Here is a 24645-nt window from a genome sequence, read left to right as displayed (position 1 = left end):
CTTACACTGTATGACCTATTTTTATCGCGTTTTTTTAACTATTTGTCTCCTGTGCGCAAGCAGAGCGAGCTATGCACAAATATTTAATAATGAGAATGTTAGCGGCGATTTTAAAAATCTGAGCTTCGAACAGTTTGTCAAAGAGGTCGAGTCAAAAACCAGTTACCACTTTTACTACGAGCCGGCGGCAGTAGATAGCCTGTTGGTGACGTTGCAGGTTGAGGGAAAGCCCTTGGATGCTGTGTTGCCGCTGGTACTGGCCAAAACGGATCTGCACTTTTCGATCGATGCCGCGTATCGCGTTTTTATCACATCGGGAAAAGCCATTCAGCCCAATCTTCCCGACGACTTTTTTAAGCCGCAAGTAGCTGGCTCTGGCGCAGTTGGCCAATCAGCGGTAATTTCGGGTGCTTCCGATGCGCCTCGTCGGTCGCATACAGCTAGCGCCGCCGAGCTGAAGCTGTATGAAATAGGGGCCGGGCGTCCCGACAATACCAAAGGCAAAGCAACGCTTGCCGGCCACATTCGGGAGTCGAAATCGGGCGAGCCGGTGATCGGCGCTTCTGTATTTATCGAATCACCGGCCATTGGGGTAGCTACCGATCAGTTTGGGTACTACTCGCTGACGTTGCCCGTGGGCCGGCACGAGCTGAAAATCAGGGGAATTGGTATCAAAAATACCCGGCGCCAACTGGTGCTGCACAACGATGGCCAATTAGAAATAGAAGTGGAAGAGGACATTACGCCGCTGAAGGAAGTGGTGATTGAGGCCGAGAAGGACAAAAACGTGGCCGGCCTGCAAATGGGCCTGGAGCGGCTCGACATCAAAACCATGAAGCAGGTGCCCACCGCCTTCGGCGAAACGGACATCTTGCGCGTGGTGCTCACGCTGCCCGGCGTCAAGTCGGTAGGCGAGGGCAGTACCGGGATGAACGTGCGCGGCGGGGGCACGGACCAAAACCTGATCCTGTTCAACGACGCGACCGTCTACAACCCCTCGCACTTGTTCGGCTTTTTCTCGGCCTTCAACCCCGACATCCTCAAAACCGTCGAGCTGTACAAAAGTGCTATTCCGGCGCGCTACGGGGGGCGTTTGTCGTCGGTGCTGGACATTGCCACGCGCGACGGCAACAAGAAAACGTTTGCCGGCTCGGGTGGTATCGGCTTGCTAACCAGCCGCTTGACACTAGAAGGCCCGATCGTGAAGGACAAAAGCTCTTTTATCATCAGCGGACGCAGCAGCTACTCTGATTGGCTTTTACACCAAGTACCCAACAAAAGCTTTAAAAATAGCTCAGCATCTTTTTACGATCTGAACGCGCACATTAGCCACGAATTTGACAGTAAGAATACGGTGTACGCCACCGGCTATATGAGCAGCGATAAATTTAAATTGGCTGCCGATACTACTTATAACTACGTAAATCAGAGTGCTAGTCTGAAGTGGAAACACATTTTTAACAACCGGATTTACGGTGTTTTAACGAGTGCTTTCAGCCATTACGCCTACGACATTACCAGCATAGGAAATGCAGTGAATGCATCGAGATTAGCCTACCGAATAAATCAGGCAAACGTTCAGGCTGATTTTAGTTATTTCCACAACGCCAAGCACACCATTGATTTTGGCGCCAGCTCGATTCTGTATACAATTCAGCCCGGCAGCCTGCGACCACTGGGTCGCCAATCGCTGATTACCACGGATGTGTTGCCGCAGGAACGGGCGCTGGAAAGTGCCCTCTACGCCTCCGATCTGATTACACTGACGCCGCGGCTGTCGGTTTCGCTTGGCCTCCGTTACTCGCTGTATAATGCCTTGGGGCCCAGAAATATATACCGCTATCTGCCCAACGAATCTAGGTCGGAAAGCACCATTATTGATACGGTTTCTTACAAAGCAGGTGGCGTGATCGCTACCTACCACGGCCCCGAATACCGCTTGTCTGTAAGGTACACGCTCTCCGAAAATTCGTCGGTCAAGGGCAGTTATAACCGCACCCGGCAGTACATCCACATGCTCTCGAATACGGCCTCGATGTCGCCGACGGATATTTGGAAATTATCGGACTCGAATATCCGGCCGCAAGTTGGCGACCAATACGCGTTGGGCTATTACCGCAATTTCAATGACAATACCATTGAAACGTCCGTCGAAACGTATTATAAACTCATGCACGACTTTGTGGATTATAAAAGCGGCGCCACACTAATTTTGAATCACCACATTGAAACGGATGTAATTAACGCCGAAGGCAAAGCATATGGCGTGGAAGTAATGGTGAAAAAGCTAACCGGCAAAATTAACGGCTGGATGAGCTATACCTACTCTCGCTCATTGGTGCGGGTAAATAACGCCATCACCAGCGATATGATAAATGGCGGCAAATATTACCCCAGTAATTTCGATAAGCCTCACGATTTCACTCTAATCGGTAATTATCGCTTTAGCCGCCGTTTTAGCACTTCGCTCAACTTTACTTACAATACCGGCCGTCCCATAACGCTGCCGTTGGCCAAGTATTATGATGGCAACTCCATCCGCGTATATTATTCGGAGCGCAACGCGTACCGCGTACCCGATTACTACCGCGCCGATTTTGCCATGAACATCGAAGGCAATCATAAAGTAAAAAAACTCGCCCACAGCTCCTGGACGCTGGCTATTTATAATATTACAGGCCGCAAAAATCCGTATTCGATTTATTTTAAATCAGAACAAGGCAAAATAAGAGGGTATCAATTATCGATTTTTGGTCAGCCTATCCCAACAATCACGTATAATTTCAAATTCTAGATGAACCGACAATATTCTTTTTTACGGCTAGTGCTATTCTGGTGCGTGTTGGTTCCCATAAGCAGCTGCATCGACCCTTTTGAGCCGGATGTAAAAGGCGCGCCGGAGAGCCTTTTGGTGGTAAGCGGCTTTATTAACAGCACTGGCGTCAGTACCATCAAATTATCACGCACCCAGAACCTCGCACAGGATAATAATCCGCCGTCCGAGTCGGGTGCTTCGGTTTTTATTGAAGAAGAAGCTGGTGCACGGTATGCACTCGTTGAAGTTGTGCCCGGGAATTATTCATCTGGTAATCTGATGATTAGCGCAAGTAAACGATGCCGGCTATATCTAAAAACCAAGGACAGCAAAGTATATGCGTCTGATTATGTGGCCGTCAGGACAACCCCGGCGATCGACAACGTAGCCTGGAAAGCCGACGCCACCGGCGTACGAATCTTTGTTAATTCACATGATGCGAACGATCAGACGCATTACTACCGCTGGAATTATGAGGAAACATGGCAGTACACTTCCGCATACAATAGCTCTTATAAATATGACAACGGGCAGATTGTGGAGCGGAATGAAGACATATACCACTGCTGGGTAACCGAAAAATCGACGCTGATTCAGTTGGGGAATACCACCCGTCTTAATCAGGACGTCGTAGCTGATTATCCGCTGACTTCGTTGTCGCCTACTTCGGTAAAGTTGCGCTACAAGTATAGTATTCTGGTGCGGCAATATGCTCAGACGCAGGAAGAATACAAATACTGGGAAAACCTGAAAAAAAATACCGAAAGTATCGGCACGATCTTCGACCCTTTGCCTTCGCAATTAACGGGCAATGTTCATAATCTAGGTAATTCGGCCGAACCAGTAATTGGGTTTGTAGGCGCTTATTCTGTATCTGAGAAGCGTATTTTTATTGAAAATAGTGAGCTGCCCAAAACTTGGAGAATGAGTACCGGGTATGAGTCTTGCTTGCCACTCGATACGATTAAGGTTTCGGAAGTCAAAAACTATTTTAATACTCCCAACTACTTGCCTGTATATCCGATATCGAATATGATGGGGCAAATAATTGGTTATACAGGCGCATCAACCGATTGCGTTGATTGCCGGCGTCGGGGTACAAACGTAAAACCTGATTTCTGGCGGTAATGCACTTAGTTAAGTTCTATGATCTGTAAGTATAAAACGATGCCTAGCCACAAAAAGACGACTTGGTTTTTTAAAGTAATCATTTTTTTCTTATGTGGATCGTTTTCATTTGTTAGTGCTTTTGGGCAAACTGATTCTGTAAAAAATATTAATCAGCAGTTTGCGCGCTACAACCGGCGCGTGGTGCAAGAAAAGCTGTTTTTACACCTCGACCGTACCTATTACGTGGTTGGTGATATCGCGTGGTTTAAAGTATACGCTACTGATGGTGTATCGCATAAGCCTTTGCCTATGAGTAAGATAGCTTATGTGGAAGTGCTTGATAATGACAAGCATGCGGTGCTGCAAGGCAAAATTACACTTCGAAATGCCACAGGCCAGGGTTCATTTCAGCTGCCGATTTCGTTGGTGTCCGGCAATTATACGGTGCGAGCCTACACGAATTGGATGAAAAATTTTAGCCCTGAGTTTTATTATCAAAGCACTATTACCATTATAAATACTCAAGGGAATGCGGGCTTGAAATCAGGTGTTGATTCAGTGGCTCATGATGCGCAGTTTTTTCCGGAAGGCGGTAATTTGGTAGAAGATATTACCAGCCAGATAGCTTTTAAAATTGTTGATAGATTCGGAAAAGGAGTCGATGCAGAAGGTTTCGTATTGGATCAACAAGGCAAAAAAGTCGCTCAATTTAAGTCTTTGAAATTTGGTCTAGGCCGGTTTGCTTTTACTCCGAGCGGTGCTAACGCGGGGTATACCGCTGTCATTAAAATCGCGAATAAGCAAGTGCTTACGCGCAAGCTGCCAGCGGCTTACAAAGAAGGCTGTGTAATGCGCTTGGAAGAAATAAATTCGGAGCAGCTTAAAATATCAGTTCAGGCAAAAGGAATATCGAGTGCGGAGGAAGTTTTTTTACTGGGGCACGTAGGTTCGAAAGTAGCCGTAAGTGCCAATGTCAGATTAATGAACAATAGCGGTTCTTATCTACTTAATAAAAAAGAGCTGCCGGAAGGAATTTCTCATTTTACGCTTTTCAACGCGCAGAAAAAGCCATTGTGTGAGCGTTTGTATTTCAAAAGGCCTGCGCAACGCTTGCTCATTACGGCGCAGACTGACAAACCACAATATGCGCCGCGCGACAAAGTCAGTTTGCAGCTTGCTACTACCAATTTGACGATGCAGGGCGTGCCGGCTAATATGTCGCTGGCCGTTTATCGCCTGGATTCTTTGGCTACTGCAACTTACCCCAACATCAACAGCTACTTATGGCTGACTTCAGACCTGAAAGGCGCCATCGAAAGCCCGGACTATTATTTGACGAGTACCGGCACAGAGGCAGATGAGGCGCTTGATAACCTGATGCTTACGCACGGATGGAGCCGGTTTAGATGGGAGGACGTTTTGACCAATCAAGCGGTGCCGTTTGAAAATCCACCGGAGCTAAACGGCCATTTTGTGCGGGGGCGCGTGACGCACAGCGCTACAGGTGCTGCGGCGCTCGACATTACTACGTATCTGACGGCGCCGGGCCGCTACATTCGGCTGTATAATTCTAAGAGCAAAAGCAATGGGCAGATTCAGTTTGAGCTGAAGGATTTTTATGGCTCACAAGAGCTTGTGGTTCAGACTGATACGCAGCGCGACAGCACGTATCATTTCGAGTTATTTAGTCCTTTTTCCGCCAAATATGCCAGTCCCATCCCAGCGCAGTACCGGCTTTCGGAGCGTTTCAGAACGGATATTACGCAGCGGCATCTAGCGGCTCAGGTCCAAAACGCTTATTACAAGAAATACAGCACGTTATACAGAGTGCCGGCGCTGGACAGCGTGCCCTTTTATGGCAAGCCCAGCGAAACGTATAAACTCGACGACTACACCCGCTTTAAGGTGCTGGAAGAGGTAATGCGCGAATACGTGCCCGGTGTGCAGGTGCGGATTCGGAAGGATGGCTTCCATTTTATGGTGCACGACGATCCTAACCGCACCGTGTTTTACGACAACCCAATGGTGCTGCTGGATGGAGTTCCGGTCTTCAACATCAACAAAATCATGGCCATGGACCCGCTGAAAATCCAGCGGTTGGATGTAGTAACCAGCCGTTACTTTCACGGGCCGCTGGTATATAATGGGTTGGTGAGCTACAGCACATACAAAGGAGATCTGGACGGCTTCCAACTCGACCCACGCGCCTTGGTGCAGGAATACGAAGGCTTGCAGCTGCAGCGCGAATTTTACGCGCCGCGCTACGAAACGCAGCAAGAAAAACAGAGCCGCCGGCCCGATTTCAGGCAATTGCTCTACTGGAATCCAGAGGTGGTGTCCGCGGGCAGCGGAAACCAAACATTGTCGTTTTATACCTCCGATCAGCCTGGCAGGTATCAGGTTGTAATTCAGGGACTTGCTGCAAATGGGCTGGCCGGAAGCGCCAGTTTTACATTCGAGGTAAAAGGTTCACTATAAACAAGTTATGCAAGGGGGCGTTGGAATAGGGTAGGCTAGTTGCATGCCCTGGAACGTGAAGATTGCTTCTGCCCGCAACAAGCTTGAATTGCCTTCTGAAAAAACGCGTTCGCTTATTGGGTGGTCTGTTGTGTGAAAGCGCACGTAGTATAGTCGTTTACTTACCTACTACTTCACAACCAACTCATTATGGCAGGCAAACTAAGTGGAAAAGTGGCGATCATCACCGGCGCTAGCGCGGGCATCGGGGAGGCTTGCGCGCGGGCCTTGGCGGCCGAAGGCGCACATCTGGTACTGACGGCCCGGCGGCAGGAGCGGCTGGAAGCGTTGGCCGAAGAGCTTCGCGGCTCCGGCAGCCAAGTAGAACTCGTTACCGGCGATGCCCGCGACGAAGAAACGGCGCGCCAAACCGTGCAAAAGGCCCTCGACGCGGCCGGCCGCATCGATATTCTCATCAACAACACCGGTTTAGGTAATTATAAGAACCTTGTCGATACGAGCGCCGAGGAGTACGACGAAATGATGGATACCAACGTGCGTTCCACGTTTCTGTTTACGCGTCACGCCGTGCCTACCATGATTGCCCAGGGCTCCGGCACCATTCTGATGTTGTCGTCGATGGCTGGGGTGTATGGGTTTGCCGGCGAAGCCGTGTATTGCGCCACCAAGTTTGCCCAAGTAGGTTTTGCGCAAGCCCTTGACAAAGAGTTGCGTCCGCATGGCATTAAGGTCGGTGCGATCTGCCCCGGCGGCGTCAAAACTGAGTTTGCGCTTGGCCGCGGACGTACAGAAGAGAGCGTAGCCCAATCGGGCATGCTGGAGCCCGAAGACGTAGCCGGTGCCGTATTGCTAGCCTGCACCCAATCGGCTAATTCTCGCATCATCGAGATTCAGATGCGGACAATGGCCGAAGCGCTTACCTAGTAAGTGTTTGAATAACAAACAGTTAAGAAAAAGCCCACCCAACTAAGTTGGGCGGGCTTTTTCTTAACTCCAAAACGGTAAATGAGTAGGCACTCAGTTTTTATCCACTACAAAACTGCTGCCGGTCAGGGCAACGTCTGCTTTCACAACCCGGCCCTCCGCTACAGCTTTGCCTAGCGGCTGGCCGCCTCCGGCAAAAATCTGTACCCGGCCAGGCACTTCAAGGCGTTGCGCCTGAGCATCGAGTAGCGAGAGTTGGCGCGGCGAAAGCGAAAACTGCACGGTCTTTCTCTCGCCTGCTTTCAGTGGAATGCGTTGGAAACCCTCCAGGGCATGAATCGCAACGCGCCCTTTGGCGTCGGGATGCTTCACGTAGAGTTGTACCACTTCCTCGCCGTCGCGCTTGCCGGTGTTCTGCACCTCCACGCTCACCGAAATGGGCTTGCCGGTTACGGCGCTCTTGGGGATTTTTAAGTTGCTGTATTTGAACGTGGTATAGCTCAGTCCATGCCCAAACGGATACAGCGGCGTGTCTTTGAAGTAGCGGTACGTCCGGCCTTCCATGCTGTAGTTGTCGAAGGCGGGCAGCTGCGATTCCGATTTATAAAATGTCACCGGCAACCGGCCGGCGGGGTTGTAGTCGCCAAAAAGCACGTCGGCCAGAGCTGTGCCGGCTGCTTGGCCATCGTACCAAATATTGACAATGGCCGGTAGGTTAGTGGCTTCCCACGGCACAGCGATGGCGCTGCCCGTCATCATGGCAAATACCACGGGTTTGCCGGTTGAGTGCAGTACCTTCATCAACTCCGTCTGCACCTTGGGTAGGGCAATGCTCGTGCGGTCGCCGCCACTGAAGCCTTCGACCTTCACCTTCATCTCTTCGCCCTCCAGCTTCGGCGAAATGCCTCCCACAAACACGATGGCATCGGCATCTTTCACCTTGGCCAAAATATCTTTGTTATTCACCGGAACTACATGGGTGCCAGCAAGTTTTAGAATGCTGCGGCTTACGTTTTGGAAGTACTCTAGCTTCAATTCGTATTTCTTGCCGGCCTCCACTTTGGTGGTGTAGCGGTTGGTCGATACGCCTTTGCTGTCCCAGTTGTCGATGCGTTTCTCGCCGTTGATGAACAAGCGATAGCCGTCGTCGCCGGTAACCTCGAAGGCAATTTCCTCCGATTTATCGGGCGTGAAAGTAGTGGTATAGCGCGCCGACACATTTTCAGACAGCAAGCCGGGCGCAATTTCCATCTTCACGTTGGCTAGGTACCGGTCCAACCCCGCTTCCATGCGCGTGTGCATGGGTTGGCCTTCCAAGTTCGTGCCCTTGAAATACTCAGCTTGGAGGCCTTTCTGGCCGTTATACGACAGATTTTTGTTGATATCGAACGGTTCGTAGACGATGTCGCTGGTGTAGTCAACTCCTTGTATGTAAGTCACTTCCACGCCAGGGCCTACTTTGGCCTTGATGCCTTCCAGCGGCGTCACGATGTCGGTTGGGAAGCCGTTGTAGTTGCCCAGTTGCACCGATTCGTTATCGGCATTGGGGCCTAACACCGCAATTTTCTTGATGGTTTTGCGCAGGGGCAACGTATTCTGGTCGTTCTTCAGCAGCACAATGGCCTCATGCGCCATGCGGAGTGCGTGGGCCTGGTGGGGCTTGCTTTCCACTACACTGAGCGGAATTCGGGCGTAATTTACGCGCTCCACCGGATCAAACATGCCCAGCTGAAACCGGATTTTGAAGAGCCGCTTCACCGAAACATTCAGCTGCTGCTCGGTAATCAGGCCTTTCTTCACGGCGTCTACCAACGAGTTGTAGGTGAATAACTTACCCGTAGCACACTCGATGTCAGTGCCGTGCAGCACGGCGTTGGCCGCGGCAGTGGCCGCGTCGGGGTCAGTTTTGTGGTTCTGCCAGAAGTCGTTGATGCCATCGCAGTCGGAGGTGACGTAGCCGTGGTACTTCCATTTCTTGTACAGAATATCTGTCATCAGCTTGTCGCTGCCGCAGCATGGCTGGCCCGCGTAGGCGTTGTAAGCGCACATCACACCGGCCACTTTCGCATCCACGATTAGGTCACGAAAAGCTGGTAAATAGGTGTCCCAGAGGTCATAATCGCTGATTTTGGCGTCGAAGACGTGGCGTAGCTGCTCAGGGCCGCTGTGCACGGCAAAGTGTTTGGCGCAAGCCGTGATCTTGAGGTACTTCGGGTCATCGCCTTGAAAACCTTTTACCAGCGCCGAGCCCAACTGTCCCGTCAGGTACGGGTCCTCGCCGTAGGTTTCCTGGCCGCGGCCCCAGCGCGGGTCGCGGAAGATGTTGATGTTGGGCGTCCAGAACGTAAGGCCTTGGTAGATACCGCGTTCGCCGCGCCGCACGTATTCTTGGTGAATGGCGCGGGCTTCATCGGACGTGATAGTCGCCATCTTCAGCATGGCGTCCTTGTCAAACGTAGCGGCCATGCCGATGGCTTGTGGAAATACCGTGGCCTTCATGCTGGTGCGGGCCACGCCGTGCAGCGCCTCGTTCCACCAGTTGTAGGCCGGAATGCCCAAGCGGTCGACGGCCGGCGCATTGTTCAGCATCTGCGACACTTTCTCCTCCAGCGTTAGCCGGCTGACCAAATCATCAACTCGTTGATCTATTGGTGAATCCGGATTTTGAAAAGGAAATTGCTCGGGGGCCGTGTGCGTAGCCTTGGCCGAGGTAGGCGGGTGGCCCGGATTGCGGGCGATCATTCCGGTGACAGTCGCCAGCAGCAAAACAGCTAGTAGTTTCTTCATCTCTCGGCGTGGGTTAGAGAGTGGGAAAATGGCTTAGATTACTTATGTAATCAATTGATAATTAATGCGTTATAGAATGCCCTGTAAGCAGATCGCCCGTGCAGGATTGCAACGGGCGATACTTTAACGATAAGCAGGCAGGGCCAAAAATCTATTGCTTGACGTAGGCGTCGATGGTTTCGATGGTGCCGTCGGGCTTGCGCTTCAACTCGGTGACCTTCACGTTGCGCAGCCACGTCTTGCCCGATAGTTCGGTGTCGTGGTAGAAGATGTACCACTTGCCCTTGATTTCGACAATGGAGTGGTGCGTCGTCCAGCCTTGTACGGGGTTCATAATTACGCCTTTGTAGGTAAACGGCCCGTACGGCGAATCGCCCACGGCGTAAGCCAGGAAGTGGGTGTCGCCGGTAGAGTAGGAGAAGTAGTACTTGCCGTTGTACTTGTGCATCCAAGATCCTTCGAAGAAGCGGCGGTCGTGGTCGCCGGTCAGCAGGGGCTTGCCGTTCTCGTCCACGATTTTCACGTCTTTCACGGGCTCGGCGAAGTGCAGCATGTCTTTGCTCAGGCGCACGACTTTGGCGCTCAGGGCTGGTTCGTTGTTTTTGCCGGAGTCAGTTTTGGAGCCATTTGCCTCGTATTTGCCAGTGGCCCAGCGCTGCAATTGGCCGCCCCAAATGCCGCCAAAATACATATAGGAGTTGCCATCGGTATCGGTGAACACGGCTGGGTCGATGCTGAAGCTGCCCTCGATGGGTTTAGGCTGCGCCTTGAACGGGCCCGTGGGGGAAGTGCTGGTGGCTACGCCAATGCGAAACACATCCTGCTTGTCTTTCACCGGGAAGTACAGGTAGTACGTGCCGTTTTTGAAGGCTACATCGGGTGCCCACAGCTGACGCCCCGCCCATGGTATGTCCTTGATATCTAGGGCTACACCGTGATCGGTTACTTTGCCGCCGATGCTGTCCATGGACAGGATGTGGTAGTCCCGCATGGCAAAGTGGTCGCCGTTGTCGTTCTCCGGAATACCCGCCTCAATGTCGTGCGATGGATAGATGTAGATCTTGCCGTTGAACACGTGAGCCGAGGGGTCGGCGGTGTAGATGGTGCTGATCAGCGGTTTAGAAATGGGTTTCGGCGCGGCGCTGGCAGCCGAGTCGGCTTTGGGTGCTTCGGCCGTAGTCGTGGTGCTGGTTTCCGTTTTGGAAGTGTTGCTTTGGCAAGCACTGGACAAGGCCAAGGGAGCCGACAACGCAAGCGCGGCAAACTTCAACTTGAAAAGGGTAGGCATTTGGGTTGGTTTTTTGAAAGAATATACCGGCAATGTACAAGCGAATACAACTAGTTTCTACACTATTTGCGCGCGCCGCTTCCGAAGCAAAAGTTGCAACAGAAACGTTGACGGCCTTTTTCAAGTATTCCCAACCGCCGCGAAGAAGGTGCATGCGGCAAATGCGCCGCATCGCGCGGTGCCACTTAGTCGTGGCGAAAGATAGAATGTAATGGAATATTTAGACACACAACTATCAGATTGAGTGATAGTTACGCTTTCGGCGCTGGGTAAGGAGCCTAAGCGTCTAGACAGTTGTGTTCGTGCGGATGTTTTTCTCCAGCCGCTGCAACAGAGTCGTAATCTGGTTGGCGTAGGTATCCACCCGATCCATGCCGGCGCGGGCTTCTTCGATGCGGCCGCGCTGGTACTGCGTCACCAAGTCGCGGCCCGCGTCCATCATCTGCTGCATGGCGCGCTCAATCTCCCGCACTTCGGGGTAAGAACTGTACTTAGGCTTCACCACTGAGTATAGCCACTGGCCGAGCGGATTTTCCTGCATTGAAAACAACGCTGCGTCCGCCTCGCGCACGCCGTAGAGCACCGAGCGCAGACGCGATTTGAAGAGCACCTGCTTGATGTTGGCCTGCTGAAAATCCAGGCTGGTTATGTCCATAACAAGCGGGCTTGGACGGCTTTCATGATCGTACCCATGGCCCTAAGAAGCATCGTTGAGGCCCTCGTGGAAGTTTTCCAGCTTTTTGCGCGCCGTTACTACTTCCGTAACGTCGAAAGCAAACACAAACACGCCCACAATCTGGCCGCCTTCCTTGAAAGCTTGGTAGGTGAAATCCAGATAGATATCGTCGGTTTCGTTGGTGTTCGGGCGCTGCACCTTCAGCAGGATCTCCTTGCCAAAGAAGGTTTCGCCAGTCTGATATACCTGGTCGAGCAGGGCGCTGAAACCTTGCTCAGCGGCTTCCGGAATGGCCTCCGCTACCGAGCGGTTTAGGAGTTGGCGGTCGGGAAACAGCGCCTGATACATCGGATTGACAAAGTCAAACACGTGCTCTTTGCCCCGCAAAATGGTGATGAGCGCCGGCGCCTGCGTGAGCAGCGTCTGGAACGTTTCGTTCTGGCTTTCAACCAGTTGATACGCTTGGTACGACTGGTCGGAGAGGGCGGCTTGTTGTTCGTTGGCCTGCAAAAGCTCCTGCACCAACGTCTTCTGATCATGAATATCGACGCTGCAGCCGACCCACATGGTAGTTTGCCCATTTTCGTTGAAGCGTGGCACCCCCCGTACCAATAGCCAGCGGTACTGCCCATCGGCGCGGCGCAGGCGGTACTCAATCTGGTATTCGCTGCCGGAGCGGACGGCCTGCTGCCAGGATTGCAACACGCGCTCGCGGTCGTCGGGGTGCAGGTTGTCGGTCCAGCCCCAATCGTTCATGGCCTCCGGGGTCAGCCCCGTAAACTGTAGGTAGCGGGGATTGCTGTAATCGGCGCGGCCGTCGGGCAACGTCGTCCAGACCATAATGGGCAACGACTCTAGGATAAACTGCGAGCGGTTGCGGGCTTCTTCGAGTTCGAGCGCGACGGCTTCGGCGCGTAGCGCGGCTTGGTGCTGCTCGGTTACGTCTTGGGTGCGTTGCAGAATGTATTGCAGCTGGCCCTGCTCGTCGAGCAGCGGGTAGTGCGTGGCTTGCCAATAGCGCTCCTCAAAGCCGCCTCCCAGCGCGGCGGGCCGCTCGAGGTCGTAGCGAATTAGGGGCATGGTGTGCGGCTCCAGATGCTGCCGCACGTGCTCGTGCGAATTGGCAATTACCTGATATTCATTCTGATCGGCCGCTGGGAAAGCCTCAAAGAAAGGTTTGCCCACCACTTCTGCCCGGCTCTTCAGCGACACCTTTACATGGTTGTCGGAGTTGTCGGCAATGGTGCCGTCGGGCAGCAGTAGCAAATAATTGTCGGGCAAAGACCGAAACAGCGACTGATAATTGACCGGAGAAACAGAGGAAGCCATAGTAGCAGAAGAATCTAAAAGGCGCAGCAAATCCACAATACCCAACGCGAAACAGTTACGCGGAGCAAAGCTACCGATGTTGCCGGGGATTATACCGGTTGTAAACCGGCGTCGGGATAATAAAAGTTGGGTACCGCTACATCAGCCGTAGCCAAGAGCCGGCGGTGGCAATGTCGTCGAAGGTCAGCACGATTACGCCCGCGTTGCTGTGCTGCAAGGTCAAGTCCGTGGAAAGGCGGCTGTAGATGTTGGGCGAGTACACCCACGCAAAGTATTGGCAGCCGGCTTCGGCCATCAGCGGGAGCCACACTTCGCCGCCCCACACCGAGGCATCCGACCACATGGTGGTTACCAACGTGTTGTCATTCAATACTTTAGTACACTGCTCGTCTTTCAGGCACTGCAGCATCTGCATGGCGCCCGTCGTAACCGAATCGTAGTCTTGGGGGCCGTGCCAGTCAACGTGCAGCCACTCTTCGGCGTAGTCGTAGTAAATGCTAATGGAGTCAGTTTCGTATAGAAGGCGTTTGGCCATAGCAAAGGAGTAAGCAAGGTTGACCGATACGCAAGCTGGGCCGTTGGGTTGGGTATTGGTGCTACAATTTTAAACCACAGCCGCACCGGCCGGCCCTCGCTCAGCCTGCCTGAATTACTGACGAGCTAAGTATCTAGCTGATAAACAGGATTTTACTAAGATGGCGCTGGGCATCACATTGGCTACATGCACATAAGAAAAGCCCTGACTTTTTGGTCAGGGCTTGAAAGTGAATCTGTAAAAGAGAAGCTGGTCCTATTCTTCTTTTTCCTGCTCCGTTGGGCTGAGCAGCTCATGGGTTTCGCGTCTTTCGGGGCTAAGGATAAAAATGAGCCCGGTGAAAGCCAATAGTAGTATTGGCAGCGAAGGAAGGAGGTCGGTCATTAGGTCTTAGGCGTTGGGTGGGAGGAGAAATATAACGGAAGCGTTGAAAAACATAATAAAATCTGTTTTTTCCTAATGCGTTACTTCTTTTTGTCCTTCTGTTGGCGGTTAGACCTATTCCTGCTGAACAGTTATTTATTTAATTGTTTTATAACTCTTTGATTTGTATATACTTATATACGAGGTAAGATTGAAAAAAGATGCGAAGAAAATTGATGTTAAATCTGGCGTTTTAGCTGTAGCATCGTGCTAAATAAGATGCCGTCGGGCCGCCGTACTACCACCGGTATAGTGCGACCATTCTGCGAATGGAACAGATGGCTTAGTTGAGAGAGGGTATAATCGCTGGCCGGCAACACGTTGATCGACACGATTTCGTCTTCGGGATGCAATCCCGCCTGGGCCGCCGCCGAATTGGGGTCGATGTGGGAGATGATGTACTGCCGATACTGCGGGCCGGCGGCCATCAGCTTGAGCCCGGCCATATCGTATTCGAAAGGGGCGCGTTGCAAGCGGTTGGGCCTCAAGTAGAGGCGGTTGTGCGGATAGTCAATTACCGGGTCGAAGCGGCGCAACAGGTCGAAACCCACGTTGCCGTCGCGGGCGATGTTGATGCGCTGACGCAGGTTGCTGGAGTCGGGGAAGGAAGCCAGCAACGACGACACCCGGTATTCGCCTAGCGAGATGGTATTGACGCGGCCCACATGGCCGGTAATGAGTCCGCCGAATCCGCGGCCCAGATCGGTGCGCAGCCGCTGAGCCGGCAGCATAATCGACGACGAGCCGGCATTGGCTTCCAACGACAGAGCGTGGCCCGCCCCTGTGTCCACCATGAGCCGTACGGGTTGCTCCAGCAGGCTCGTAACCGCAATTTTGGCACTGATATAAGGTTTTTCGTCCTCCAGTTCTAGGGGCAGGCTCGACCATTTTTTGCCTTCGGGACCTTGGTAAGCCGCTGGATCAGTGAGGACAAGCCGGCCCGGAATGGGCTCTACGGCGACCACAAAGCTGCTGAAAAAGTCGTACCCCATTACACCATGAATGGGTATCCCCAGGCTGCCGCCCAAGTCCAGCGTGTTTTCGGCAAGGATGATGAACACCAGCGAAGGAGCCTCTACACCGCGTATTTCTACGTGCACGGGGTTTGTGCGCAGAGCCGTGACGGGAGCTTTGGTACCGACGCCAGCCACCGCGTATTGGTGATTCGTAGAGATGCCCACCAAATCGCGCAGGCCGGCATCTGTGATGATGGAAGTAGCCGTGCCCGTATCCAGGATGAAATTGAAAGGGCCTTTGCCGTTGAGCTTGGTTGATACTATAATCAGGTCATTCTGGGCAGCATACGGAATAGAGGCCGTCTGCACTCCCGCTTTCTTGAAGTGAAACGCCGGAATCTGGGCGCTGGCCTGCAAGCACAAGCAGTAAGCAGCCATTAGTAGTAATAGCTTGATTAATAAGGATTTATATAAAAGCCGTTTCCTGCTTACAGAGTAGGGAGAAGTCGGTTTGGAGCTGACGAAATGTAGAGAAGCTTGTTGCTCGGACTTGGCTTTTTTTGGCAGGAATAAACGCGAACCAGTATACATCGGAAGGGAGTTTAGAGTCTCTATCTGGAGCGGGTCGCGGCCTCGGTAGCCGGACGTGCGAACCAAATTCGACTGCATAAAAACTGCCTTTGGCGGCCTCCTTCAACGGATATTGTGCAGAGTGAAGGAATTCTGGTTTGACCTGTTTCTTTTCGCGCTCAGACGATGGTGCGCCGTTAAAGTGAGTTTCGACCACTTCGTTTGCCCCCGGCAACAGGCGAAATACATTAGGTGCAAAACCGGGGTGGAAGAGCAGCGTCAGCTACACCTCAACAGTAGGGGCTACGCACCCAAAAACCCGCTTTCGGACTAGCTATGCACTCATAAGGCAAAAAGTGCATGTTAAATAACTACTAACTCGCTCTGCATAATAGGGTGGGGGAAGGAGATGGGTTATCTGCTCCTTGGCCAAACTATTCTTCCGATAGGTTGGCGGAATAGGTCCTGATTTTTCACCCATTCCATTGCTACATGAAAAAAATCCTACTTATGAGCATCCTGCTCATGGTCAGCTTCTTACATGGAGCTGTTGCCCAAAGTCGAACCATCTCGGGGCGGGTAACGGATCGGCAAACGGGAGAAGGGCTGCCCGGTGTAACGATCTTATTACAAGGTACTTCCAACGGTGTCTCGACCAACGCCGATGGTACCTACACCCTGAGCGTGCCCAGCAGCGGCGGCACCCTCACGTTTAGCTCTATTGGCTATGTTAACGTCGACCGCGTCATCGGTACCGATAACCAGATAAACCTGGCGATGGCGCCAGACACCAAACAACTGCAAGAAGTAGTGGTGACAGGCTACGGCGGCTCGCAGGATGTGAAAGATATCACGGGCTCCACGGCGAAGATCTCGGAGGAAAAGCTGCTCAACCAGCCCGTCCAGAGCTTCGATCAGGCCCTGACCGGTCGGGCCGCGGGCGTGCAGATCACTAACCCCGGCGGCGCGCTGGCCGACGGCGTAGCCATTCGCATTCGCGGGGCCAACTCCATCAGCAACAGCTCGCAGCCGCTGATCGTGATCGACGGCGTGCCCACCAACCAGATCAGCAACGCCAACCAGTTTAACACCGGTAACGGCACGCGCTACAACACCCTGGCCGACATCAACCCCAACGACATCGAGTCGGTGGACGTGCTGAAGGACGCTTCGGCGGCGGCTATTTACGGCTCGCGCGCCGCCAACGGCGTAGTCATCATCACTACCAAGCGTGGTAAAGCCGGCCAGAATCATGTTTCGGTGAACTCGTATATAGGTGTGAATGAAGTAGTTAGAAAGCCAAAGCTGCTCAACGGCGACCAGTTTATTACCATCCAGAACGAGAAAGCATTCAACCGTTTTGGCGCCGGTACGCCTACTTCGGTCATCGCCCGCGACACCGATTTTAACGGTGATGGCAAGCCCGACCGCACCGACTGGCTCAAGGAAATTTTCCGCCGCGGCTTTTCGCAGAACTACCAGGTTGCCATTTCGGGCGGCTCCGATAAAGCCAGCTACTACGGCTCCGGCGACTGGACCGACCAAAAAGGCGTGCTGGTAGCCAACCGCCTGCGCCGTGGTTCGGTACGCCTAAACCTCGATTTGCAACCGACCAAGTGGTTGAAAGCCGGCATCAGTTCGAGCTACGCCAAAACCCTCAACAACGGCGTGCTCACCGACAACTACCTGGCCGGCGCTACGGTATCGGGGTATAATGCCGCCCCGATTTTTCCGGTGCGCGATGCCAGCGGCAACTATTTCCTCGATTCGTTCGGCAACCTGGGCGGCGATGTGTTCACCATTGGCACAACCAACTACCCGTTCTACCGCACCTATCGCCTCAACGCCGTTAACCACCCCAGCGCCGTGCTTGCCTACCAGCGCAACGACAACACCTCGCAGCGCTTGCTGGCCAATGGCTACGTAACCGTAGAGCCGTTGAAGGGGCTGAAGTTGACGAGCCGCTTCGGAGCGGATTATTTGCAAAACTTTGAGGATCAGTACAGTGATCCGCGCTTGTCGGGCCTAGGCCGCATTCTGGGCGACGGTTTGGTACAAGTAAACGACTTGCGTCAGAACCTCTGGAACTGGGCCAACTTCGCCAACTACACCCATACGTTCGCCGAAAACCACAACATCGACCTCACGGCCGGCGTGGAATATCAGGTAGAAACGCAAACGCAGATCAGTACCTACGCCGCCAACTTTGCCGATCCAAAGTTCAAAGAAATCCTGTCGGGCCTCTCGACCGAGGCGTTGCAGGCCGACGGGTCGCGCTTCTCGCGGGGCTTTGAGTCGTACTTGGCGCGCGCCAACTACTCGTTTGGCAACCGCTACTATGCTTCGGTAAGCTTCCGCGCCGATGCCGACTCGCGGTTTGGTACCAACAACCGCCGCGGCTATTTCCCCGGCGGCTCCGTTGGGTGGCGCCTGACGGAGGAGGAGTTTATGAAAGGCCTCACGTTCGTCAATGACCTGAAGCTGCGGGCCAGCTACGGGGTAGTCGGTAACTCGGCGGGTATTGCAGCCTATGCGGCCCGTACGCAAATCGGGGCGGGGCAATATGCCGATATCAACGGTCTGAATATCACGCAAGTAGGTAACCCCGACCTGGCGTGGGAAAAGTCGAAGAAGCTCGACATCGGCGCAGATATTTCGCTGCTGACCGACCGCATCGGTATGACGCTGGACTACTTCGATAATGACATCAGCGATCTCATTCTGGACGCGCCGGCGCTGCGCACTACAGGCATCCCAAACCCGATTGACTACGTGCGCACCGTGGTTACCAAGAACATTGGTTCGATGTATAACCGCGGCTTCGAGGCCACCATAAACACTACCAACTTACAGACCAGCGATGGCTTCCGGTGGACTACGGCGCTGAATTTTACGGGCGTCAAGAACCGCATCACGTCGTTGGCTACCAACTTGCCGGTGCCCGAAGGCCAATCGGCTAACCCCAACGACGTCGTATTTCAGAACCAGCGGGCCAGCGTCGGGCGGCGTTTGGGCGTGTACTTCCTGCCGGAGTGGGCGGGCGTAAACCCCGACAACGGCAACGCCCAATTCCGCGATGCCAACGGCAACATCAAGCAGTATGATGCGGTGCAGCGGATCTGGCTAACGGCTACCGGCGAACCGACTACGCCCATCAGCACCAGCGATTTCAAATATTCCGAAAAGAGTGGCTACCCAACGTGGTTTGGTGGTTTTGATAACACCTTCTCTTACAAGGGGTTAGAGTTAGGAGTGTTTTTGCAGTACAGCGGCGGCAACCTGCTCTACGATGCCACGCGCGCCGGGCTGCTGACCAACTACTACAACAACAACATCACCGAAATGCTCGACCGCTGGCAGAAGCCCGGCGACCAAACCAACGTGCCCAAGCCGGTGCTCCAAGACAACGTTTCGACGCAAGCCTCGACGCGTTGGCTTGAAAAGGGCGACTTCCTGCGCATGCGGCAAATCAGCCTGGGCTATAACCTGCCTAAGGGCGTGCTTCAGCGCTTCAAACTGAGCAACGTGCGTGTGTACGGACTGGTGCAAAACGCCTTTGTGATAACGGGTTACAAAGGCACCGACCCCGAAGTCAACTCCAACCGCGACAATAGCAACATCGCGTTTGGCGTCGACAACCGCGCCGTGCCGCAGCCGCGCAGCTACACCGTTGGTCTGAACTTAAGCCTCTAATGGTACTCCTTTCCCTATGAATACGAAAAAGCACTTGTTTTGGAAAGCGGCCGTAGCGGCCCTGTTGATGGCTACGGCCCCCAGCTGCGAGGTTCTCGATCAGGACCCCCCGTCAAGCCTGACTCCCGAAGAGGCCTTCTCTACGCCCGAGCGCATCGATAAAGCGGCCATCGGGATGTACGATGCGCTGCAAAACCCCGAGTTTCTGGGCGGCCGGGCCTTGATTTACAGCGACGTACGCTCCGATGACACCGATCCGTCGCCGTACTTCAACACTATCGCTACGTTCTCGCCACAAGCCAATGATATTCAGACGACTAATGGCTGGACGGGCGGCTACCGTACGATTTATGGCGCCAACTTTTTCCTCCAAAACTTCGAGCCAAATGCCAGCAAGGTAACGGCTGCGCTGGCAGCCCAATACGTGGGTGAAGCCAAGTTCATCCGGGCGCTGACCCTGTTTACTTTGGTGAATCTGTACGCGCAGCCTTACAATTTCACCGCCGACGCCTCGCACCCCGGCGTGCCCATTCAGCTGACTGCCCCCGACGCGGCTTCGGCCTACGATGCGGCTCAGCAGCTGCCGCGCGCGTCGGTGCGCGACGTGTACACCCAAGTCATTGCCGACTTGACGGATGCGGCCGCCAAGCTGCCCACCGACTACGACGACCCCGACTACTCAAACATTGCTCGGGCTACCAAAGGCGCAGCGCAGGCCCTGCTCTCGCGGGTATACCTATATAAAGGAGACTATGCCAGCGCCGCTACCGCCGCCAATGCTGTCATCACTTCGGGCTTGTATCATTTGAATGCCGACCCAGCCACGACATTTGCGCCACCTTATAATACAGCGGAGTCCATCTTCTCAGTGGCTAACAACATCAGCGATAACCCCAACACCAACAATGCGATAGGTCAGCACTATGGCCCTACCGGCCGCGGCGATATCACCATTGGGCCTTACGTTGCCATCCCCACCACGCTGTTCCCTGCCAACGACAAGCGCCGCACCGAACTGGTGACGCTGTCGGGCGGCATTCCGTACACCGCCAAATTTGCCAGCATCGGGGATTGGGTGCCGATTGTGCGCTACCCGGAGGTGTTGCTCACCCGCGCCGAAGCGCTGGCCCGCATCACTGGCGTTACGCAGGAAGCCGTGACGCTGCTCAACCAAGTGCGCGATCGCTCGAAAGGCGCCGGCACACCTTCGTATACGGTAGGTAGCTTTGCTACTGCCAATGCCTTGATCAACAGCATCTTGCTGGAGCGGCGCTTGGAGCTGGCTTTCGAAGGCCATCGCTATTACGACTTGCTGCGTACGCGCCAAGGTGTACCTGCCCGCGGCACGGCCCCGGCGGTGCCTTATGGTGACAACAAGCTCGTGCTGCCCATTCCGCAAGTAGACTTGCAGAACAACCCGAATTTGCAGCAAAACCCTGGCTATTAAACGCTTACAGCCTTTCAAAACAAGAGCCCGGCCGTTTTCACGGCCGGGCTCTTGTTTTGAAATATATTGATAGTCAAATGATTATGCTGATCAAAAAGAATCTCTTTTAGCGAAGAAAGTGAAAAGCGCGCCTGGTCAAGCAACAAACAGGATTCGTCATCCTGTTGGTCAAATCTTGAAACTCACTCACCAGATTTCAAGATTACCGCGGGGTTGCAGCCCCTCGCACTTACCGGGCGCGCTTTTCTGCATCTGTTCATGACCCTCTCTAAAAAGACAAACATCATCACAAGCTGCCTTTTCCTGATTTACCTATTGCTACATGCGGGACACGAACCTGACACAAAGATGAAGCAGTTGCCTGCTACACGTACTTATAGATTATGTGAAGTGCTCGTACTCTTTTTTAAAGCGACGTTTTGCTGATGTCAACGTACGAGCCGAATACTTTAGTGTTTGAATATTCAGATAAATAAAAGCGTTTACGGCAGACAACTACCTGATTCAGGTGTCTTTAGAAAGAAAGGCTTTCACGTTGTCGCGGTAGAAGCGCGTCCATTTGAGGCAATGGCCGCCGACCAGGCGCACGAGGTATTCGCCGTTGAAGTAGGATTCGAGCTCCTCAATGTAGTTGAGGTTGACGATGTAGGAGCGGTTGATGCGCGTAAAATCGGCCGGGTCGAGGCGTTGCTCCAGCTGCGTCAGGCTCTCATATATAGTGTAGTTACGCTTGGCCGTATGCAGCGTGATGTAGTTGCCATCAGCATCGAAGTAGAGAATGTCGTCGACTTTGATGAAGAACATCTTCCGCTGGTCTTTCACCAGCAGGCGCTTTATATAGGCCCGGCTGGGCTGGCCTTCGCTCAGCAGGTTGTGTAAAAGTTGATCTACTTCCCGGTGGTTTTGCTGGGCCAAATCGGTTTTTACCCGGCCAATAGCTTGTTGTAACTGCATGGTGGTAAAGGGTTTAACAAGATGGTTTGCACCGCTGGTTTCTAAGTGCTGCTGCACGTAGGAGTCGGGGACAGTAAGAAATACCAAACACGGCTGGTAGTGCAGCCACACTTCCTTCAGCACGCTAAAGCCATCGAGGCGCGGCAGCTGAATGCTCAGAAATACAATCTCCGGCCGGTGCCGCAGAATATGAAGGGCCGCTTCGGCACCATCAGAGGGGCTCTCAAGTAGTTGTGTAGCAGGTAGTTGGTTCAGCGAGCGGTGGATGGCTTGGTGAGTAAGCTGCTCGTCGTCCACGATAATTGCCTGATAGTTCATCCGAAAAAGTCACAAGGGATAGCAGATAGGTAGGAGAAGGAAAGTTTCGGCTGGAGATCTGCGCTGAGGCAGGCTTCCTGTATGGAAGGAGGGAGGCCAAGCCGCGTGGCCTTCCCAACCGTGCGTGGTCCAGAAGAGCGCTCCGCCCGCCCTTGTTTCTGCCTCACGTAACCTCGTGTGTGCCCATGTGCTTTCATGCGATGAGGCGAGTTTATGGCGGAAGATCAGTGACTAAGCAGGCATGAAATACTCTTATCTAGTGGAATGACTGCGCTTTTTTGGAAGGGTTGCAGGAAATCGGTGGCATAATGCGACAGAAGATAAATAAATACGAATTGTTTCGTAAAGCAAGATATACGAAGGGATTCGTAATCGTGTCGTTTCCTACGAAATTTTTCGTAATGTCTTCTGCCGGATTGTTCGGTCGCGTCAGAGTAGGATAGGGCTGCGGTATGGATCTCGATCATCGTAGCGACGTCCTGATCGGATGGTTAGAACACACTATGAGCTTGTGCTCTTGTTACTGGTGGGCACAAAGACGCTTCTCATCTCCTGATCGTCTTATCGGCGCAACAAATTTTGGTGTTTTACTAGGAATGGTCCAGCTTAAGCTTAGGATTTTACCATCTTCACTAGGCTAAAATTCAGAAGCTACTAAAACGATTGCACACGGTGCAAATGGCAGATTATCAGGCTAATCAAGGTATATTTTGAAGTTGTATTTTACCTGACGTTAAAAAATGTTATATAAATTATTGTTTAAACTATAAAAAATGATGACCTTTATGGAGTGATCTACGTTATAGGCTCATTCCCCAAACAACTGATCTGATCGTCTGACGCTTATTCTACCACCGTTTATGGAACGCTACAGACATTACAATGATGCATCGCGCTTCGTCCTGCCCATTGTTGATGGCGCCCTGATTTTTGGAGCATTCCGACTATCTGGGTTTATCGTGCAAGGTAACTGGCACTTTACTGGTTATTACCCCTTCTTCTTTGCCATTTTCACGCTGTTGTGGTGGCTGTTGTCGGGGCAATTTGCCAACATCTACCGCGTCGACCGGCTCATTACGTATCCGGAGAAGCTGCTGTACCTGATGCGCACCTTCTTGCTGCATGCCTGCTGCGTGCTGGCCTGCGTGTTGGTGCTGGAAATGTACTGGATACCTTCCCGCTACATCTTCTTGGTATACAGCCTCTCGTTGACGCTGGTCGTGACTGGTCGTTTCCTGATGACGTTCTGCTATCGGGCTTACCATCAGCACATTGCGCGCCCAAACAGCCGCTTCGTGATTGTGGGCGCCGGCAACAGCGCGCAGGAGCTGTACCGCTTCTTGGCCTCGCACGACCCCGTAGGAAACCAATTCCACGGCTTCTTCACCGACGACAACCCTCCAGCGGGCTTGCGCAACTTGGTGCGTGGCAATTTGGCTGAGCTAAAAAACTACTGCCTCCGCGCTCAAATCGACGAAATTTACTTTGCGCTGCCCCTTGATCAGCGTCATCTCATCGATGAGCTGTCTTCGTTTGCCGACGATCACTTCTTGTCTTTCCGGATTGTACCCGACTTCCGCGGTACTGTGCGCAAAGACGTGAATGTGTATTTCTATGACCACATGCCTATCCTGACTATCCGGCACGAGCCGCTGGGTATTCGGGCCAACCAGATGCTGAAGCGGTTGTTTGATATTGCTTTCTCGTCGGTGGTGATCTTTGGCATCTTCCCATTTGTGATGCCTTTGCTGGCGCTTTTGATTAAGCTCGACTCACCCGGTCCGGTGTTCTTCAAGCAGATGCGTCCCGGCAAACGCAACCAGCTGTTTCCGTGCTACAAGCTGCGCACCATGCGTTCCGACCACGGCCAAACGGAGTTGCAGGCTACCAAATCGGACCCACGCGTGACTCGAGTAGGGCAGTACTTGCGCAAATACAACCTCGACGAACTGCCTCAGTTCTTCAACGTGATGCTCGGCCATATGTCGGTTGTAGGGCCTCGTCCTAACATGGTGTCGCAGTTGGAAGAATATTCCAAGCACATTCGCACGTACCAAATGCGCCACGCCGTAACCCCCGGCATCACGGGCTATGCTCAGGTAAACGGCTACCGCGGCGAAACCCGCGCAGAAGGTTCTATGGAAAAGCGCATCGAATACGATCTGAAATACGTAGAGAATTGGTCTTTCGGCCTCGACCTGAAAATCATCGGCAAAACCGTATGGAACATGGTGCGCGGCGAAAAGAACGCCTACTAAAACCAGTAAAAATCTTGATAGAAACACGTACTTATTAGCTTTCATTGCTTTGTAAGTATCTGATGGCCAGCACTTTATAACTAT

General features: G+C 53.0%; 14 protein-coding genes. 7 read left to right on the top strand and 7 right to left on the bottom strand.

The genetic code is table 11. From position 1 onward, the window contains the following. Window positions 1–10: 10 nt before the first annotated feature. From FHG12_RS01805 to FHG12_RS01790, 4 genes are all read left to right on the top strand, one after another. Window positions 11–2794, top strand: a complete 2784-nt coding sequence (locus FHG12_RS01805; protein WP_139513986.1) for a TonB-dependent receptor — start codon at window positions 11–13, stop codon at window positions 2792–2794. Between the two features lie 45 nt (window positions 2795–2839). Next, window positions 2840–3943, top strand: coding sequence for a DUF4249 domain-containing protein (locus tag FHG12_RS01800; RefSeq protein WP_165699274.1), 1104 nt, complete (start codon window positions 2840–2842; stop codon window positions 3941–3943). 963 nt (window positions 3944–4906) lie between these two features. After that, window positions 4907–6403, top strand: coding sequence for a hypothetical protein (locus FHG12_RS20980; RefSeq protein ID WP_165699273.1), 1497 nt, complete (start codon window positions 4907–4909; stop codon window positions 6401–6403). Window positions 6404–6592: 189 nt separating this feature from the next. Beyond that, window positions 6593–7327 carry an SDR family oxidoreductase gene (locus FHG12_RS01790; RefSeq protein WP_139513983.1) on the top strand — a complete coding sequence of 245 codons (735 nt, stop codon included), beginning with the start codon at window positions 6593–6595 and terminating at the stop codon, window positions 7325–7327. Window positions 7328–7420: 93 nt separating this feature from the next. Here the strand turns inward: FHG12_RS01790 and FHG12_RS01785 are convergent, their stop codons facing one another. The 6 genes from FHG12_RS01785 to FHG12_RS01760 form a co-directional block, all read right to left on the bottom strand. Beyond that, a complete protein-coding gene (locus tag FHG12_RS01785; protein WP_139513982.1) occupies window positions 7421–10114 on the bottom strand; it encodes a glycoside hydrolase family 3 C-terminal domain-containing protein in 2694 nt (897 codons plus the stop codon). A 151-nt stretch (window positions 10115–10265) separates the two neighbouring features. After that, a complete protein-coding gene (locus FHG12_RS01780) occupies window positions 10266–11402 on the bottom strand; it encodes a glycoside hydrolase family 43 protein (RefSeq protein WP_139513981.1) in 1137 nt (378 codons plus the stop codon). Between the two features lie 286 nt (window positions 11403–11688). Next, entirely contained in the window at window positions 11689–12057 is a 369-nt protein-coding gene (locus FHG12_RS01775) for a hypothetical protein (RefSeq protein ID WP_139513980.1), read from the bottom strand. A 42-nt stretch (window positions 12058–12099) separates the two neighbouring features. Beyond that, window positions 12100–13407: a PAS domain-containing protein gene (locus FHG12_RS01770; RefSeq protein WP_139513979.1), complete on the bottom strand. Its 1308-nt coding sequence runs from the start codon at window positions 13405–13407 to the stop codon at window positions 12100–12102. 136 nt (window positions 13408–13543) lie between these two features. Then, a complete protein-coding gene (locus FHG12_RS01765; RefSeq protein WP_139513978.1) occupies window positions 13544–13942 on the bottom strand; it encodes a hypothetical protein in 399 nt (132 codons plus the stop codon). Between the two features lie 602 nt (window positions 13943–14544). Continuing rightward, window positions 14545–15759: an aspartyl protease family protein gene (locus tag FHG12_RS01760; RefSeq protein WP_165699272.1), complete on the bottom strand. Its 1215-nt coding sequence runs from the start codon at window positions 15757–15759 to the stop codon at window positions 14545–14547. Between the two features lie 624 nt (window positions 15760–16383). Here FHG12_RS01760 and FHG12_RS01755 point away from each other — a divergent pair. Both FHG12_RS01755 and FHG12_RS01750 read left to right on the top strand, forming a co-directional pair. Further along, a complete protein-coding gene (locus tag FHG12_RS01755; RefSeq protein ID WP_139513976.1) occupies window positions 16384–19584 on the top strand; it encodes a SusC/RagA family TonB-linked outer membrane protein in 3201 nt (1066 codons plus the stop codon). 16 nt (window positions 19585–19600) lie between these two features. Next, window positions 19601–21031: a RagB/SusD family nutrient uptake outer membrane protein gene (locus tag FHG12_RS01750; RefSeq protein ID WP_139513974.1), complete on the top strand. Its 1431-nt coding sequence runs from the start codon at window positions 19601–19603 to the stop codon at window positions 21029–21031. A 504-nt stretch (window positions 21032–21535) separates the two neighbouring features. On the opposite strand, the gene FHG12_RS01745 is transcribed toward FHG12_RS01750, so the two are convergent. Continuing rightward, window positions 21536–22303: a LytR/AlgR family response regulator transcription factor gene (locus FHG12_RS01745; protein WP_139513972.1), complete on the bottom strand. Its 768-nt coding sequence runs from the start codon at window positions 22301–22303 to the stop codon at window positions 21536–21538. Window positions 22304–23163: 860 nt separating this feature from the next. Here FHG12_RS01745 and FHG12_RS01740 point away from each other — a divergent pair. Further along, window positions 23164–24561, top strand: coding sequence for an undecaprenyl-phosphate glucose phosphotransferase (locus FHG12_RS01740; protein WP_139513971.1), 1398 nt, complete (start codon window positions 23164–23166; stop codon window positions 24559–24561). Window positions 24562–24645: the final 84 nt, after the last annotated feature.

Origin of the sequence: Hymenobacter jejuensis (genome assembly GCF_006337165.1) — a bacterium.
Classification (GTDB): domain Bacteria; phylum Bacteroidota; class Bacteroidia; order Cytophagales; family Hymenobacteraceae; genus Hymenobacter; species Hymenobacter jejuensis.
Note: the sequence above shows the minus strand (reverse complement) of the source record. Positions and strands in the feature narration are given on the sequence as shown.